The 16,754-nt window shown below is 62.5% G+C and carries 16 protein-coding genes; 6 read left to right on the forward strand and 10 right to left on the reverse strand.

Annotated features, from left to right (window positions below):
• Nucleotides 1-34: 34 nt before the first annotated feature.
• On the forward strand, nucleotides 35-979 hold the full coding sequence (locus BW967_RS08120; RefSeq protein WP_076484571.1) for a glycosyltransferase family 2 protein: 945 nt from the start codon (nucleotides 35-37) through the stop codon (nucleotides 977-979).
• Between the two features lie 41 nt (nucleotides 980-1,020).
• Here BW967_RS08120 and BW967_RS08125 read toward each other — a convergent pair whose 3' ends face one another.
• Nucleotides 1,021-1,503 (reverse strand): GNAT family N-acetyltransferase, encoded by a 483-nt coding sequence (locus tag BW967_RS08125; protein WP_083952045.1) that lies wholly within the window; start codon nucleotides 1,501-1,503, stop codon nucleotides 1,021-1,023.
• Between the two features lie 335 nt (nucleotides 1,504-1,838).
• Between BW967_RS08125 and BW967_RS08130 the strand changes: the two genes are divergently transcribed.
• The gene (locus tag BW967_RS08130; protein WP_076484785.1) at nucleotides 1,839-3,602 is read left to right on the forward strand and encodes a cation:proton antiporter domain-containing protein; all 1,764 of its coding nucleotides are present in this window, start codon (nucleotides 1,839-1,841) and stop codon (nucleotides 3,600-3,602) included.
• Here the strand turns inward: BW967_RS08130 and BW967_RS08135 are convergent.
• From BW967_RS08135 to BW967_RS08160, 6 genes are all read right to left on the reverse strand, one after another.
• A complete protein-coding gene (locus BW967_RS08135) occupies nucleotides 3,589-4,317 on the reverse strand; it encodes a hypothetical protein (RefSeq protein ID WP_076484572.1) in 729 nt (242 codons plus the stop codon). The genes BW967_RS08130 and BW967_RS08135 overlap by 14 nt on opposite strands.
• 49 nt (nucleotides 4,318-4,366) lie before the next feature.
• Nucleotides 4,367-5,272, reverse strand: a complete 906-nt coding sequence (locus BW967_RS08140) for an FAD:protein FMN transferase (RefSeq protein ID WP_076484573.1) — start codon at nucleotides 5,270-5,272, stop codon at nucleotides 4,367-4,369.
• Nucleotides 5,262-7,469, reverse strand: coding sequence for a PepSY domain-containing protein (locus tag BW967_RS08145; RefSeq protein ID WP_076484574.1), 2,208 nt, complete (start codon nucleotides 7,467-7,469; stop codon nucleotides 5,262-5,264). Before BW967_RS08145 ends, BW967_RS08140 begins: the two co-directional genes overlap by 11 nt.
• Before the next feature lie 24 nt (nucleotides 7,470-7,493).
• Nucleotides 7,494-7,961 carry a DUF2271 domain-containing protein gene (locus tag BW967_RS08150; protein WP_076484575.1) on the reverse strand — a complete coding sequence of 156 codons (468 nt, stop codon included), beginning with the start codon at nucleotides 7,959-7,961 and terminating at the stop codon, nucleotides 7,494-7,496.
• A 10-nt stretch (nucleotides 7,962-7,971) separates the two neighbouring features.
• A complete protein-coding gene (locus BW967_RS08155) occupies nucleotides 7,972-8,487 on the reverse strand; it encodes a hypothetical protein (RefSeq protein WP_245826483.1) in 516 nt (171 codons plus the stop codon).
• A 165-nt stretch (nucleotides 8,488-8,652) separates the two neighbouring features.
• Nucleotides 8,653-8,994, reverse strand: a complete 342-nt coding sequence (locus tag BW967_RS08160) for a PepSY domain-containing protein (RefSeq protein WP_076484576.1) — start codon at nucleotides 8,992-8,994, stop codon at nucleotides 8,653-8,655.
• Between the two features lie 129 nt (nucleotides 8,995-9,123).
• On the opposite strand from BW967_RS08160, the gene BW967_RS08165 reads away from it, so the two are divergent.
• From BW967_RS08165 to tgt, 4 genes are all read left to right on the forward strand, one after another.
• Nucleotides 9,124-9,783 (forward strand): response regulator, encoded by a 660-nt coding sequence (locus tag BW967_RS08165; protein ID WP_076484577.1) that lies wholly within the window; start codon nucleotides 9,124-9,126, stop codon nucleotides 9,781-9,783.
• Nucleotides 9,780-11,138, forward strand: coding sequence for an ATP-binding protein (locus tag BW967_RS08170; RefSeq protein ID WP_076484578.1), 1,359 nt, complete (start codon nucleotides 9,780-9,782; stop codon nucleotides 11,136-11,138). The genes BW967_RS08165 and BW967_RS08170 overlap by 4 nt, the downstream gene beginning before the upstream one ends.
• A 145-nt stretch (nucleotides 11,139-11,283) precedes the next feature.
• Nucleotides 11,284-13,569, forward strand: a complete 2,286-nt coding sequence (locus BW967_RS08175) for a methyl-accepting chemotaxis protein (protein WP_076484579.1) — start codon at nucleotides 11,284-11,286, stop codon at nucleotides 13,567-13,569.
• Nucleotides 13,570-13,706: 137 nt separating this feature from the next.
• Entirely contained in the window at nucleotides 13,707-14,834 is a 1,128-nt protein-coding gene (gene tgt / locus BW967_RS08180) for a tRNA guanosine(34) transglycosylase Tgt (protein ID WP_076484580.1), read from the forward strand.
• A gap of 6 nt (nucleotides 14,835-14,840) precedes the next feature.
• Here tgt and trhA read toward each other — a convergent pair whose 3' ends face one another.
• The 3 genes from trhA to BW967_RS08195 all read right to left on the reverse strand — a co-directional run bounded on the left by trhA (nucleotide 14,841) and on the right by BW967_RS08195 (nucleotide 16,716).
• Complete coding sequence (gene trhA, locus BW967_RS08185) at nucleotides 14,841-15,485, reverse strand: PAQR family membrane homeostasis protein TrhA (protein ID WP_076484581.1); 645 nt, start codon at nucleotides 15,483-15,485, stop codon at nucleotides 14,841-14,843.
• A 102-nt stretch (nucleotides 15,486-15,587) separates the two neighbouring features.
• Nucleotides 15,588-16,094 carry a nucleoside/nucleotide kinase family protein gene (locus BW967_RS08190; RefSeq protein ID WP_076484582.1) on the reverse strand — a complete coding sequence of 169 codons (507 nt, stop codon included), beginning with the start codon at nucleotides 16,092-16,094 and terminating at the stop codon, nucleotides 15,588-15,590.
• Between the two features lie 4 nt (nucleotides 16,095-16,098).
• Complete coding sequence (locus tag BW967_RS08195) at nucleotides 16,099-16,716, reverse strand: thiamine phosphate synthase (protein WP_083952047.1); 618 nt, start codon at nucleotides 16,714-16,716, stop codon at nucleotides 16,099-16,101.
• Between the last annotated feature and the right edge of the window lie 38 nt (nucleotides 16,717-16,754).

Below are 16,754 nucleotides of genomic sequence, written 5' to 3' on the forward strand. Positions count from 1 at the left end.
GATAAATTCCAACGGATTGATAAGGGCTGGGACGATGAAACCTCTCAATTGGCTTTGGGGGCGGCGCGGGCGCTCTGGTCCTACGATTTGCATTTCCCTGATCAAAAACGAGCAAGACATCATCGAACCGTTCTTGCGCCACAATCGGCGTTTCTTCGACGAAATGATCGTTTTGGATCACGGCTCAACTGACGACACTGCCGCGATTGCGCAGCGCTGTGCGCAGGAGCTTGGGCATATCCATATCACTCCGATTGAAGAGCCTGCTTATCATCAATCCAAGTTCACAACCGAGGCGCTGCGAGCCGCTGTGCGGGATTATCATCCTGATTACGTGGTGTTTTTGGATGCGGATGAGTTTATTGGCTCGGAAAGCCGTGCTGCCTTTGATCGGGTGCTTTCGCGCGTTCCCGCCCGGGCCTGTGGGGAGGTGCGTTGGCAAACCTATCTGCCTGCCCCAATGGCATCGCCGCCCCCTGACCCGATTGCGCAGATCGCTTTTCGACGTGAAGCGGAGTTGCCGCAGTTTTCTAAGATTATTTTGCGCTTGGCGGGGCACGCGGCGGATCAAATCGTGATCGGGCAGGGAAATCACAGTGCAACAAGACGCGGGAAGGCCCTGAAAACCGTTCCGTTGCCCGACCTTTGCCTGATGCATTTTCCCGTGCGCAGCCGGGAGCAATTTATCGCCAAATGCGCTGTGGGGTGGAGCACCCATTTAAAGCGGGCCGACCGTTCCGCGGTGCAGGCTTTCCAGTGGGAAAAGGTTGGGCGTTTGGTGGTCGAAGAGGGGGCCGCCTTAGACACGCTTGAGGTCGATCTTTCGCAGGCCGCTTTGGAATATGCGCAAGATTTCCCGCCGCCAGTTTGGCCGCAAAACACCGTCGCTGCGCGCCCAGACATTTTCTATGAGCGCAAATATTCAGACGGCAAATTTGCGGACCCAGCAAGGCTCATCGCAGAAGCGCTGAAGACCTAGCCCCCCGCCGTGGGTCTATGTTCCTGTCCGAGGGGCGCCCCTCACAGAGCCCGATACAAGATCGCCGTGGAAATTGGGCAGGTGAGGCTTGCGATGCGGGCGCCTAAAATTGCCGGCGGCACTTCGTAGCGGGCGAGTTCGCGAAACCCGTGGTGGATGAAGAACTTGGCCGAAGCGGCGGGGCTATAGGCGTAAACATCATGCGCGCCTGCGGCTTTCACCTCGGCCAAAAGCGCAGACAGCACCGCGCGCCCATGACCTTTGTCGCGCAAGCTTGCGGGCACAAGGATCGAGCGAATAAGCCCATGCCCCTCAATCATCTCATAGCCGCCATAAATCCCGCCATCGCCAGCGGGCGTTTGATAGGCGAAGAAGGTCCGCCCCGGTTCGGCCAGATCCGCAACGGGCAGGCGGGCTGCGGCAAGCGATGCGGCAAAATCCGTGTTACTGCCCGCAACGGGCGCTGCCATCAGCGTTGAGGGGGGCAGGGCGGCGGGGGCGGAAATGGGATTCAGGCCAGCCATCGCAGGGCTCCTTCACCAAAGGGTACGGGGATTACTCGAAAACAAGGCACAGGCACCGCCGCGGCCCGGGGCGGGCAAAAATCCGATGAGGGTGGTCTTGACCTTGCCTGTTCCATTGCGGGCCCTCGCAAGCGGTGACGAAAGTGTGAACCTGTCACGGGTGTGGGTCAAGCCCGTCGCGCGCGGTTCGTATTAAGTTTCACACCGGTAAACGTTAACAAAGGCTCAAGAAATCCGGCCCAAATTGGCAAGGCGCGGCAACATGTCCATAGCGGGGCGAAGCTATGGTCAAGATGCCCTCTCGCCTGCGGCTTTGCTTCGTGTTTGATGGGATCATGTCTACAGCTCACGACCTTGGCTTCTATCGCGAAGCGCTCATTTTCCTTGGCACCGCCGGTGTGGTGCTGCCGCTCATGACGCGGTTCCGCGTCTCCCCCGTGGTCGGGTTTTTGGTGGCCGGGCTTTTGCTTGGCCCCTATAGCGCGGGGCGGCTGACGGAATATTTGCCCTTTGTCGGCTGGTTCACGATTTCCTCGCAAGAGGCGGTGGATCAACTGGCCGAACTGGGCGTGGCCTTTCTTTTGTTCAACATCGGGTTGGAGCTGTCCCTGGACCGGTTGTGGACGATGCGGCGCGCGGTCTTTGGGCTTGGCATGGCGCAGGTGGTGCTGACGACTGTGGCGATTGCGGTCACGGCTTGGCTGTTTGGCAACCCGATTGACGCGAGCTTGGTGATTGGTGCCTGTCTGGCGCTGTCTTCCACCGCGATCGTATTGCAGCTTTTGGCCGATCAACACCGGCTGAACACCCAATCGGGGCGCAATATTTTTGGCATTCTGCTTGCCCAAGATTTGGCCGTGGTGCCGATTTTGTTCCTGATCGTTGTCTTTGGCGATGCCACCTCCAAAGGCGGTGAGGTCTCGGTCACCGATGTGCTTTCCGGGCTTGGCATCGCGCTGTTGCAGGCGATTGCGGCCATCTCGCTGATCGTCGGCTTTGGCCGGTTGATTTTGCGGCGTCTGTTCCGTCAAGTGGCGCATACGCAAAACCGCGAACTTTTCATGGCGACGATCTTATTTGTCGTCGTGGGCACCTCGCTCGTCACCCGTTTTGCCGGGCTGTCGATGGCTTTGGGCGCGTTTTTGGCGGGGCTTTTGTTGGCTGAAACCGAATTTCGCCGCCAAGTCGCGGTGGATATTGAGCCCTTTAAGGGCCTGCTTTTGGGGCTTTTCTTCATCTCGGTCGGGATGCGGATCGACCCTGCGGCGATTGCGGCCTATCCGGTGATGGTGGCGCTCTCGATTATTGGGATGACGGCGGTGAAGGCGGCGGTGGTGGCCCCCTTGGCGCGTGCTTTTGGCATTTCGTGGCCACAGGCGTTAGAGGCGGCGCTGTTGTTGGCGGGCGGTGGGGAATTTGCCTTCCTTGTGCTCAGCCTTGCGGGCTCAAGCGGGCTGACCTCGCGTGAGGTGCAGCAGTTCATGTTGCTTGTGGCCTCCGGCACGATGCTGATGACCCCGCTTTTGGCGCGGCTCGGGCGGCAGGTTGGCTCGCGCGCCAGCGCCAGTGCGACCCCCGGTGAGGGGGTCTTGCCAGACCTGTCTACAGGGCGCGTTCTGGTGGTGGGCCATGGCCGCGTGGGGCGGCTTCTTAGCGAGGTGCTGGAGCGCGAAAGCTTTGATTGCCTGATGATTGAGCGCGATGCTGATCTGGTGCGCCGGGGCCGCGAACGCGGGCGCGATGTGGTTTATGGTGATGCAACCCGCACGGGCTTTTTGCGTCGCTGTGGGCTGGATGACGCGCCCGCCGTGATCTTGACCATGCATGATGCCACGGCGGCCGAAGCGATTGTGACCGCTGTGCGGGCGGAGCGGCCCGAGGTGCCGATCATCGTGCGTGCGCAAGATGCCGATCATGCGGTTCGGCTTTTTGCTTTGGGGGCCAGCCATGTGATCCCCGAAGCGTTTGAAACGAGCCTCGAGCTTTTGGATCGTGCGCTTGGCGCCTTGGGGGTTGAGGGCGAACGGTCTGAAAATATCGTGCAAAGCCAGCGCGAAGAGATGATGCGGTTTTTGCGCCGCGAAATCAGCGCGGAATAGGAAAAAGCTTCGCGCGCCGCTGCCCGCCCGCAGAGGCCGCGATCCGCAAAAGTCGCCGCCGGTCGTCCGCAAAAGCGGCCTCCACCAGCCCCGAAAGTGCGCCGCGGCGTTTGAGATGGGGCACCAAATCGGAATGGCTGAGATCGGGAAAGATCACCTGTTCCGTGCCTTTGGTTTGCGGAAACCGTAACGCGTGGGGCAGGTCATCCACGCCACCATGAAACAGCCACGCTTGCCCGCGCGAGGGCAGGGGCGCGGTGGGCCAGCGCCAGTTTGCGATGTGCGCGGTCCAGTCTGCCCAGCGGGTTTCCTCGGGCATCAGATCCGGCGCGACCGAGATTTGCGGTCCAAAGGCGAGCACCAGATCCACAGGCAAAACCTGCGCCGCAACAAGCGCCGAAAACGCCCCCATAGACAGACCAAGGGTTGCAATCCGCGCCACCTCTTGGCGCGCCTGCACGGCTTTGAAACTTTCCAAAAGCGCCGCTTCAAAGCCTAGATCATTCGCCCAACTGCGGCTCGCATCTGAAATAAAAAGCGCAGGCCGGGGATGGGCCTCAGTGCCGCGCCCGGTGGCGGTGGCGACAAATTCGGGCGCGGGGGGGCGCGTCGGGTCATGCCCGATCGAGGCGAAGGATATCACCAAATCGGCCCCCTTGCCAGGCAGATAATCCACCGCGAAAGGGGCGCGGTCCCACAAACGCTCAAACTGCATCGGGCCTCCGGGCCCAGATGTGCCGCGCGGGGGACATTGACGCAAGGGGTTAGGCTTCGCAGTGCTCTGCCAGTGTGACGATCTCGGCCCCCAGTTGCGCCACCAAGGCGCGCCCGCGCGCTTCGCCCAGCACCATCACTGCGCTTGCCAGCGCATCGGCCCGCATGCAGCTTTCGGCCAAGACCGTGACCGAGGCGGGGCTTTGTTTTAGCGGCCCCCCCGTTGCCGGGTCCATCGTATGCGCCAGATGGCGGTCGCCGAGTTTCACGAAATGGCGGTAATCGCCCGAGGTGGCGAGCGCGATATTTTCAATCTCAAACATCGAATGGATCGCGCGGGTGCCAATCTCTGGCTTCTCCAACGCCACCGTCCAGCCGCGCCCATCGGGTTGAGTGCCTAAGGCGCGCAACTCGCCATCAATGCTTGCCAAAGCGTGATTAAGGCCAAGCGCCTGCGCGGTGCGGATCAGGCGATCGACCCCATAGCCCTTGGCGATGCCGCACAGATCAAGCGTGATTTCTGCATGCTTGCGCGCGCGGCTTTGCGTGATGTCGAGTTCGAGCACCTCATGCGCGGGGCAGCGTGTCTTTTGCAGCGCGGCGCGGATGGCGGGTTCACTGGGCGCAGTCGGGCCAAAGCCCCAAGCGCGCACCGCATCGCCCATGCCAATCTCAAACGCGCCCCCAGAGGCGCACCCAATCGTCAAAGCCTCGGCCAAAACCTCCATCAAAGCGGCGGGCAAGAGATGCCATTGCCCCACCGAGGCTGCGTTGAAGCGCATCAAATCGCTGTGCGGTTTCCACGTGGACATCTGATCATCGACCAGATCCACCGCCTCTTGAAAGCGTGCCTGAAGCGGGATCAGGTCAATGTCTTCGGGCGCGAAAAACACCACCGACCAGCGGCTGCCCATCGTCGGGCCGTTCAGCACATGGCGGGCAAGGTTAGTAGACATCTTCAAGGTAGCGTCCTTCAGCTTTCAATGTGGCGGGGCTCTGCGCGGCGGTTTCGGCAATGTCATCGAGCGTGGCACGCACGGCGGCGGCCATGTCACGCCCGCCGCAGACCATGATTTGCGCGCCAGCAGCGAGCATTGCGCGCAGCTTCTCTGCATCGGCGCGCAGCGCGTCTTGCACGTAGTGGCGGGCTCCGCTGCGCGAGGAGGCGGTGGTGAGCCCGGCCAAATGCCCGGCCTTTTGCCAGGCCGCGAAATCCTCGCCATAAAGCAGATCGCTTTCGGGGCTGCGGATGCCGAAATAGAGATGCAACGGGCGGCGGCGGCGATTGGCGCGGATAAAGCCCGCCAAAGGCCCGACCCCGGTGCCCGCGCCGATCAAAATGACCGGCTTGCGCGAGGTTTGTGGGCGGAAGCCCGGGTTGGGGCGCAAGAAACCCGCGACCGTGTCGCCCGGTTGCAACTCGGTCAATTGGCCCGAGCAGAGCCCGCCCGGATGGCGGCGCACGCAAATTTCCACAAAGCCATCGCGCGAAGACGAGGCGAGCGAATAGAACCGCGGCACATCCGAGCCACGCGGCAAGATGCCGATCAGATCGCCCGCGTCAAAGCGCGCAAAGCCTTGGCCCGACACCCGCGCCCAAAGCGATTTGCGCGGCAAGGCAAACCGCAAGATCGCGGTGGGGGCCTGCACCTCCGCCCCGTAATCGCGGCGCGAGATCAGGGTGAGCGTCTCGGTCCGCGGGCGTTCGGGCAGATGGGTGAGGTCCAGCGGCAGCCCCAGCGCCGCGCCCAAGTCGCGCGACCAGCGGGTGAAATCTTGCGCGGATTGGCGATCCACCGTGCCCATCGGCATCAGCTCTGTCCAACCCGCCGCGCGGGCGGCTTGGGCCAAGCTTTCGGCGTAGCCGCAGAACTGCGGGAAGGAGCGATCTCCAAAGCCCAAAATGGCGAGCGGTGCGGTGGGGGCGGGGCGCAATTTGGCAATGCGCTCGGCCACACCGCGCGCGGCAGTTGGGGCCTCCCCCTCGCCATAGGTCGCGGCCAAAATCACGAAGCGCTCTGCATGGGGGAAACGGTTTGGGTCAAAGGTTGAAAGCGCGCCGGTATGCACCTTTTGCCCGGCCTTGGTGAGCCCGTTGTGCAACGTGCGGGCAAAGCCCCAAGTCGAGCCACCTTCCGAGGCCACCAAAACCACGATCTGCGCCAGCGTGGGTTTGACATTGGCTTTGATGCGGGCGCCATAGCGGCGCGCGGCGCGCCATTGCTGAAAGCCCGTCCAGCCCAACACCGGCACAGAGAGCGACATCAGCCCCAAGATCAGGCCGAGCGTTTCCGCGCCTTGGCCGGTGTGCAGCATGAGGATGATCTCGCTCACGCGTTCCATCACGCCCGGCGTCGCAAAAGAGAGCATCTGCCCGGTGCCGGGGTCGATCAGCGCCGCGCCGCCCTCGGTTGTTAGTTTCAGCGTATCACTGGGCAGATCGGGGGAGGGGAAAGAGAGTTCTTTAAGCGCGCTCGCCGGGGTTTCCGCGAACAGCGGGATCTGGTCAAAGGCCAACGGGGTTTGCGATGCGCTGGCAAACGCGGGCGCAGGCTCCACGGATGTGTCCGGGATTAACGAAAAGACAGAGGCCGTCATCCAAAGCCCGGTGAGGGATGACAAGATGAGCCCGCCAATCGCAAACCGCGCCAGTTCGGTGTGCAGCCGGGTCGAAAGCGGGCCGCGCGCGCGGGCAAACCAGCGGTTCCAGCCGCCCATGCGGCGCGCCACCAAAACCGTGCCCGAGGCAGAAAGCAAAAGCATCAATCCCGCGCCCATGGCAGCGGTGATCCGCCCGCCATCGCCCATCAGCAATTTGCGATGCAAATCGGTGAAAAAGCGCAAGCCAAAGGCCGGGTCGGGGCTGCCAATTTCGGCCCCCGTTGCCGGGTCAATCACCGCCGCGCCGGGGGTGCCATTTTCAAACCACCACGCCACCACGCGCCCAGAAGGCGCGCGGCGAATTTGTTCCACCCCCGGATGGGCATTTTGCACGCGCTTTGCCAAATCGGCCACCGTGAGCGTACTTTCCACTTGCGGGACGTTTAGCCGCTCCGCCATCGGGTAAAGCGATAAGATCGCCCCGGTGACAGAGAGCAAAAGCACAAGAGCCATGGCCAAAAGGCCGGGCCAACGGTGAAGAAGACGCAACACGGGTTTGCCCTCCGGGGGTTGGGGTTACTTGGAGATGGTCACGCTTTGCACGTAACGCTTGCCGGAAACGGGTTGGCCCAGCGTCGCGGAAGTGAGCGGGATCACCACATCATTGGGCTGGTCCGCCATATCCTCGACCGAGCTATCGACATGGAGCACATAGCCATTGTCAAAAAGCGCATCTTGAAGGTCGAGCGTGATGCTCAGGTTGCGTCCCGCCCCGACAGAGGCCCCGGTGATGCCATCGACTTGCGCAGTGTTGCCGCCCGTGGCCGCATACCATCCGCTCAGGTGCTGGTAATATTTCGCCTTACCGCCCGCCATCCAGAGGCTGCCCATATAGGCGCCGGACGCATCGGTGACGTAATAGGCAAGGTAAGCGCCATCGCCGCCATAGCTGTTCATTTGCGTGGTGAAGGTGACCGGGGTGGCGGCTGCCAGCGCCGGGACCAAAGCGGTTGAAAGTGCAAGGGTTGTGGAAAGCGATTTCATGGCGGGCTCCTTAATTGGTTTGCACTTGCGGCTTGGTGCCGGGGGTAAAGAGCCCGTTATTGGGGGCCTCCGTCGTGCCTGCGGCGGCAGGGCTGCCCGAGGTGCAATTGGTGGCACCGGGCGGGCAACGGTGATGGTCGTCGTCATCATCGTGGTGGCCGCGGCGGTGATGATCATCGTCGTCATCATCGTCGAACATGCCAAAGAACCAGCCATCGCGGCCGTGCCGGTCGGCCAATTGCACGGGGGCGGTGTCTTCTGCGGGGCTTTGCGGGGCAGCCTCAGTCGCGGCTGGCATCGAGGCGAAAAGCGCGTTGCCCGCGGGGGTGTCGGCCGGTGTGACGGGCGCGCTGTTCGGCATCGAGGCGAACAGCACATTGGCGGAGATCTCTGCGACCGGAGCTTGCACCTTCGCGGCAGGGATTTGATCGGCCACAGGCGCGGTGATCGGCGCAGCAGAGAGCGCGCCAAAGACGCTGCTTGAAAGCGCGGCGGCAAGGGCGAGGGTGGGAAGGGCGGATTTCATTGTGTCTGTTCCTTTTCTTTGTTCGCGTGGTGTTTCGGCATGCAGCTTTCGGTCCCGCCAAAGTCTGGCGGGGCAAAAGCCCATTTGGGGTTGGGGCGCGCAGCGGTCCGACCAAGGAAAGCCGCTGCGCGCAAAGCGGGGCGCGGTTTCGGGAAACGCCCCGATCTAGTCGTGATCGCGGCGGTCGCGTTTGCGCCCGTCGTGATCGTCATCGTCGTCATCGCCGTGATGGCGATGCGGGATCGCTTGGCGCAAGATCGCCAAACTGCCCGGATCAAGCCGCATCCACAGCCGCTGCCCGGTGCCATCAAGCGCGTCGACCTCATAGCAACCGTCGTCGATCTTGATGCGCCGCACCACCAGCCCTTGGCTTTCCAGCGCCGCTTGTACAGCCTCGCGCGGTTGCCAATCGGCCAAGGGCACAGTGCAATGCATGTCACGGGCCTGCGCTGGCACTGCCGCAACAAGCGCGGCAAAGATCAGCGGCAGGGGCAGCGAAAGTGTCATGGCTCTCTCCGATTTCGATGGGGCCGTTATTGCCCCCCAATCTGACACGAAGCTGACGGCGGTAAAAATAGTCGTTCAGCTTGCTGTCAGTTTTGCACGCGATAGGGTGGGGGAACTTAGGGGGCAAAGATGCGCATCCTCATCATTGAAGACGACGCGGTGTTAGGGGCGGCGGTGCGGGATCAGATCGCCGCCGATGGCCATTCGGTCGATTGGGTCACCCGGCTTGATGCTGCGTCAGATGCGATGGATGTGGCCAGCTATGATCTGATTGCGCTCGATCTGATGCTGCCCGATGGGCGCGGCGTGCCGTTTCTCAAAACCCTGCGCGCGCGCGGTATGGCGACCCCGGTGATCATTATGACCGCGCTCGATCAGGTGTCGGACCGGATTGCTGGGCTCAATGCCGGGGCGGATGATTACCTTGTCAAACCGTTTGATCTGGATGAGCTTTCCGCGCGTATTGGCTCGGTCGCGCGGCGCTATGTGGGCAACCCGAACCCGCTTTTGACCTTGGGCGCGTTGGAGGTCGATCTGGCGGGCCGCGCGCTCAAACGTGCTGGCAAGGCGGTGGCGCTGACAGCACGGGAATGGGCCTTGTTTGAAGCGCTTTTGAGCCGCCCGGGCCAAATCTTTTCCAAAGCGGCGCTGGAAGAGCGGCTCTATTCCTTTGACGATGAGATCGGCTCCAACACGCTTGAAGTCTTGGTGAGCCGCTTGCGCAAGAAGCTGGGGCAAGGCGTAATCGAGACTGAACGCGGCCTTGGCTACCGGCTGGTGCGGCCATGAAAACGTGGTCGCTCCAGACCCGGCTGGGCGTGGCGGTCGGTGCGCTTGTGGCCACGCTTTGGGCGGGCGGGGCGGCTTTTACGGCAAACCGGCTTTCCACCCGCATTGATGCGGTTTTTGATGGCGAGCTTGAATCCACCGCCGAACGGATCTTGCCGCTTGCCGTCTCAGAGGTGTTGGGCCGCGAAGAGGTGGTGACGGGCGCGCAGGTCATGCCGCTCATTCGCGACAAAGACGGCGATGAAGACGAGCCAATGATCTATATCGTGCGCAATGCGGCGGGCGAGGTTTTGATGCTGTCGCATGGCGCCAAGGCCGAGGATTTCCCGCCCTATGACGGCCCCGGCTTTCGCACCGCGCGCAAATTGCGCCTTTACGCCGATGAGGCTTTGCGCGGCTCTGTTACCATTGCGGTGGCCGAACCCACCGCGCACCGCCGCGCGATCCGGCGCGAATTGATGATGGGGCTTTTCGCGCCGCTTATCGTGCTTTTGCCGCTTACGCTCGTGGGGATTGGCGCGCTGATGCGCTTTGGCTTTGCGCCGATGCGGCGGTTTCGAGACCGGCTTGCCAAACGCTCGGCGGCGGATTTGGCCCCGGTGGAACTCGACGGGCTGCCCGCCGAGGCGCTCCCCTTGGCGGAAACGATCAATGCGCTGCTCTCGCGCCTTGATGCGGCCTTTGAGGCTGAGCGCAGCTTTGCCGCCAATGCCGCGCATGAATTGCGCACACCGCTTGCGGGCGCCATTGCTCAGGTGCAGCGCCTGCGTGCCGAAACCGAGAAAGAGAGTGTCGCCGCTCGGGCCCGCGATATTGAAGCGGTGCTGAAACGGCTCACGCGTCTTTCGGAAGGTTTGATGAGTTTGGCCCGTGCCGAGGGCGGCAAGCTGCGCGGTGACGTGGTGCAAGATTTGCGGCCCGTGGCGCAGCTTGTGGTCGAAGATACCGCGCGGCTGGCGGGCAGCGCGCAGGTGACGCTTGATCTGCCTGAAGGCCCGGTTCATTCTGACCTTGATCCCGATCTCTTTGCGATTTTGCTGCGTAATCTTGTCGCCAATGCGCTGCGCCACGGCACAGCAGGGGCGCCGGTAACGGTGCAACTCAGCGAAACTGGATCGCTCAGCGTGCAAAACGACTGCGATCCGCTCGCCCCCGAAGACCTTGCCCGGATCGGCGCGCGGTTCGAGCGGGCGGCCCAAAGCGCGGGGCGTGTTGACGGCGCGGGGCTGGGCCTTGCCATCATGCAGGCGATTTTATCGCGTGCGGGCGGGGCCTTGGCACTTTCCTCGCCAATTCCGGGCCAGTCGCGCGGGTTTGAAGCGCGCGCCAACTTCCGACTTCGCGCCGAAATTTGATTAGGAATTCGCTAACCCTGACGGGGGCTTGAAGCGCGACCTTTGCGCACATCCCAGCACTTCTTACTGCCGTTTACGCGATCTTTCCCATTGCTGGTTAGACCCGCTCGAAGCCTTTCCACAGTTTCGTCATGCGAGGTCTCCTGTGACAAATCCTTTCAAGACCGTGTCGGGCAAGTTGATTATTGCCACCGGCGCCGCAATTGCCGTGATCGTATTGAGTTACACCGCCTATAGCGGATGGCGCACTGCAGAGCGCGTCAATGAGCAAGTCATCGAATTGGCCACCACCAAGGCGCGCAACGCCTCGAATGAAGTGGCAGAGCATCTGGCAGTGGCAACGGCGGCTGGCCGCGCCCTTTCCGGGATGGTCGAGGGATATATGTCCACGGGCGACGCCTCGACCGACGGGTTGATCACCATGCTCGAAGCCTTACCGATGAAATATGATGATCTGTTTTCCGCCTGGATGGCTGGGCTGCCGAATGGCCCCACCGACCAGTTCCTGGCGGGCGAAACCGGGCGCAATGCTGCGGGCGTTTTCTCGCCGTATTGGACGAAGAACGATACGGGCGGTCTGAGCTTCTCGACCTTCAATATCAATGAGACACAGATGTGGTTCAAAGGGCCTGTCAGCACTGGGGAGGCCCTGTTGACCGAACCCTATGTGACCGATGCGGGCTTCATTCTGACCTCTGTTTCTGTCCCGGTCCGGGCGAATGGAGAGATCGTCGGGCTTGTCGGTGTCGACATCACGCTCAAGGAAATGTCCGATATCCTTGAGCAGATGGTGCCCTTTGAAGGTTCGAAAATGCTGCTTGTCGATGGCAGTGGCAAATGGGTGGCCACCCCCGATCCGGCCCTGCGCACGAAAGCCTATGAAGGGCCGGGGGCAGAGGCCTTGCAAACCGCCCTTCGGGAGCGGACGGTTCAAGTGGTTGAGGGCCTGCCCGGCGGTGCAAAGCGGATGATTTATCCTTTTGCGATCAACGGCATGAACACCACTTGGGCGGTGATCCTTGATATGCCCGCCGAGGTTTTCTCGGCGCCCGTGCGCCATGAGGTTGTGACCAATTCGCTTGGGTCGCTGGTGATCTTATTCATGGCGCTCGGGTCGAACTGGTGGGCCTCAACCGTCCTGGTGCGTCGCCCATTGGCCGAAATTCACTGCACCGTGCATGGTTTGGCGATTGGCAATTATGACAGCGAGGTAGAAGGCCTGAACCGCAAAGATGAAATCGGCGCGATGGCGGGGGCGGTCGATATGCTGCGCCTACGGCTGATTGAGCGGCGCGCGATGGAGGCCGAGCAAAAACGCCTTGAGGCCGAAGCGGAGGCCGAGCGTCAGCGTCGTGCGGAGGAAGAAGAGAAATTCCGCGCCGAACGCGAAGCGCGGCGTTTGGAAGATGAAGAACGCGAACGGTCCTTGGCTGCTGCGGTAGAGGCTGACCGCGCCCGCGACGAGGCCGAACGCGCCGCGCGTGCCGCAGAGCAAAACGCCGTGGTGGATAGCCTTGCCTCGGGCCTGCGTGGGCTTGCCTCGGGCAATCTGAACGTTGCCATCGCGCAGAGCTTCCCCGAGGGCTATGACCAGCTGCGGCTCGACTTCAACGATACCGTCGCGCATCTGTCGGATCTGATCGGCTCGATTGGCGAGGCGACCAGCGCGATTGTGGGCGGCGTGCAGGAAATCACCGGCGCGACCAACGGGCTTTCCAGCCAAACCGAGGCCGCCGCCGCCACGCTGGAAGAAACCGCCGCCGCGTTGAACGAACTTACCGCCTCGGTGCAGATGGCCGCGCAAAACGCCCGCCGCGTGGATACGGCGATGCAATCGGCCACCCAAGAGGCGCAAACCACCACCAAAGTGGTCGAAGAAACCGTCTCCGCAATGGGGGCAATTCAGCAATCGTCCGAGAAAATCTCCCGTATTATCAATGTGATTGATGATATCGCCTTCCAAACCAACCTTCTGGCGCTGAACGCGGGTGTTGAGGCTGCGCGCGCGGGCGAGGCAGGGCGCGGCTTTGCCGTTGTGGCCTCCGAAGTGCGCGCGCTGGCGCAGCGTGCCTCGGAAGCGGCGCATGAGATCAATACCCTGATCTCCGATTCCGGCACGCAGGTGAATACCGGCGTGGCGCTTGTGGGCCGGGCGGGCGAGGCGCTTGATACGATCGTGCAGTCGATTGCGACGATGTCGGGCTATGTGCGCGAGATTGCGACCTCAGCCGATGAGCAAGCCTCTGGTATTGGCGAGATCAACACCGCGATGAGCCAGCTGGACCGCACGCAGCAGCACAATGCCGCCGGCTTTGAAGAAACCGCCGCCGCTTGCATGACGCTCAATGACCAAGCGCGCGGGCTTGAGGCAATGGTGGCGCAGTTCCAAGTCTCGGGTTCGCGGGCCGACACGACCTATCAAGCAGCCTGATCTCCTGTGTGAAGCTTTCTGGAGCGCCCCGCCGATGCGGGGCGTTCTGTTTTTGGCGGTTTCCGCAAGCGCCATAGAGCGACCCGGCCTTCCCCTGCGCCCGCATCGCTGCTAAACGCGCCGCGAAGGAGCGCCCGATGACCCAGTTCAGCTTTTCCCTTTCCGCCACCGATGGCACCGCCCGCACGGGCGTGATCTCCACCCCGCGCGGCGAGATCCGCACCCCCGCGTTCATGCCGGTGGGCACGGCCGCAACGGTGAAGGCAATGATGCCCGAAAGCGTGCGCGCGACGGGCGCCGATATCTTGCTGGGCAACACCTACCATCTGATGCTGCGCCCGACGGCAGAGCGGATCGCGCGGCTTGGCGGCTTGCACAAATTCATGAATTGGGAGCGCCCGATCCTGACCGACTCGGGCGGGTTTCAGGTGATGAGCTTGGCCTCGTTGCGCAAGCTCACCGAAGAGGGCGTGACCTTTTCGAGCCATATCGACGGGTCCAAACATCACCTGACCCCGGAACGCTCGATGGAGATCCAAAAGCTTTTGGGCTCTGACATCGTGATGGCGTTTGACGAATGCCCTGCGCTGCCCGCGACCGATGCCGAGGTGGCAAAATCGATGCGATTGTCGATGCGGTGGGCGCAGCGGAGCCGCGATGCTTTTGGCGATCGCCCCGGCCATGCGCTTTTTGGCATCATGCAAGGCGGGGTGACCCGCGAGCTGCGCGAAGAAAGCGCCGAGGCGCTCAAGCAAATCGGTTTTGATGGCTATGCGGTGGGCGGTCTTGCCGTGGGCGAGGGGCAAGAGGCCATGTTCTCCGTGCTGGATTACGCGCCCGGTTTCCTGCCAGAAGACAAGCCGCGCTATCTGATGGGCGTGGGCAAGCCCGATGATATTGTCGGCGCGGTCGAGCGCGGCATCGATATGATGGATTGCGTGTTGCCCTCGCGCTCTGGCCGCACCGGGCAGGCTTGGACCCGGCGCGGGCAGATCAACATCAAAAACGCGCGCCACCAAGATGACCCGCGCCCTCTGGATGAGGCTTGCACCTGCCCTGCCTGCCGCAACTACAGCCGTGCCTATCTGCACCATGTGTTCCGGTCGCAAGAGATGATCTCGGGCATGCTGCTGACGTGGCACAACCTGCATTACTATCAAGAGCTGATGCAGGGGCTGCGCGATGCGATTGCCGCGGGAACGCTAAGCGCCTTTGTCGCGCAGTTTCACGCGCAACGCGCCGAAGGCGATATCGACCCGCTTTAAACGGTTTTACTGCCCCGCGATCAGCACCACCGCCGCGTAATGCGTGGCGGCGGCGGCCAGCACATGGCCGTGCCAGATTGCGCGTGAAAACGGCAGGCTCTTGCGGGTGTAAAACACCGTGCCGAGCGTGTAGATCACGCCGCCGGTGCCCAGTAAAATAAGCACCGCAACTGGCAGCGCTTGCAACAGTGGCCAAATCGCCACCACACCAAGCCAGCCCATCGCAAGGTACAGCACAAAGCCGAACCGCTCACCGCGGTGAAAGAAGCCAAGCTTCATCACCATACCAATGAGCGCGAGTGTCCAGATCGTGGCGGTCATCGCAATGCCCAAGCCGCCGCCAAGGCCAATCAGTGCCATCGGCGTGTAGGTGCCTGCGATCAAAAGATAAATCGCGGCATGGTCAAAGCGGCGCAGCACCGCGCGGGCGGGGGCATAAAGCGTGAGGTTATAGCCCGCCGAAAAGCCAAAGGAGGCAATGAGGCCCACCGCATAAACGATCAGCGGCCAGATTTTCGGCCCCAAACCCGCCATTGCGGCCCAGACCATCATCGCCGAAACAGCCGCCACGGCAAAGACAAGGCCCAGCACATGCATCACGCCATCGGCGAAATGTTCCTTAAAGGAATGGGCAAGCTGGTGTCGTGTCATGGCGCGGTGTCTCTCATGGGGAATGGCCGAGATTATCACGCCTCTGACCCGCTCCAAAGGCTAACGCTGCGTCAGGGGCTGGCCGGGCAGGGGCCGCGGCCCTTAGCGTGCCAGCACCACAAGATCGGCGGCGCGCAGATCGCCGTCCGGGTCGGGCTTGGTGCCCGGTGTGACAAGGCGGATCGTCAGATCAAAAAGCGGATAAAGGTCGCGCAGCGGCGCGCTGGTGCGCAAAAGCTGGGGGCCCGCAACCAGCACCACTTGTGTGCGTTCTGGCAAGGGCGCGGGGGCAGGGCCTTCGGCGGGCATCTGCGCAAGATAGTGGCAAAGCGCGGCACTCTCGAGCGCGCCGTCATCATCCGCAAAGCCTTCTAGCGGCAAAAGCGCAGCGCTTTCGGGGCGCTTGCTGTTCAGAGCTTCGGCAATCTCGCGGGCAAGCTGCACCTCGCCCGCGCCGGGCGCGCCGGTAACCGCGACCAAGACCCGCGCTTCGCCCAATTGGCGGATATGGCCGGGCAGATCGGCGCGATCCACGCGCAGCTCCGACGCCATGAAGGCGCCCACATCACCCATCGGGCCGTTGCTATCGCCAAGCCAGAACTCTGCCATCCGTTCAGCTCATCGCCGCAATGAGTTGGCCCAAAGCGCCGACCGGATTGTCGGTGTTCCAAATCTCTTCGCCGATGGCAAAGAAGTCGGTCACGGGCGCGGTGGCACGCACGAGGTCCGCGGTCAGCGCGCCTTCGGCAACAATCGGCACTTCGATCATTTCCGACCACCACTCAAAAAGCTCCCGCTCGGGCCGCGCGCCGGTGCCAAGCCCGGTTTCGCCGACAGGGCCAAAGCAGACGTAATCCGCGCCCGCTTCGCCCGCCGTCATGCCCTCGTGTTTCGAGGCGCCGCAGAAGGCCCCCACAATCGCCTCGGTCCCAAGTTCCTTACGCGCCGCACGCACCGAACGCGCGCCGTCGCTCAGATGCACGCCATCGAGCCCGTGGCGATCCACCAGCGCGACATGGTTTTCAATCACCAGCGCCACATCATGTTCATGCGCCACAACCCGCACCGCATCGGCTGCGCGCATCACCGCATCTTCATCCTTGCTGGCGAGCGCCAAGCGGATGCAGGCCACCTCATGCGCGCCCAACACCCGCGACAACAGCGGCGGGAAGATATCAAGGTCGAATGTCGGCGGCGTAAGCAGGTAGATCTGCGGGCGATCCTCGGCCATGGGGCTCTCCATCTGGTTTGGTGCTTCTCTAACGCAGC

The sequence above is a fragment of the Rhodobacter aestuarii genome, from assembly GCF_900156655.1.
In the GTDB taxonomy this organism is placed as follows: domain Bacteria; phylum Pseudomonadota; class Alphaproteobacteria; order Rhodobacterales; family Rhodobacteraceae; genus Rhodobacter; species Rhodobacter aestuarii.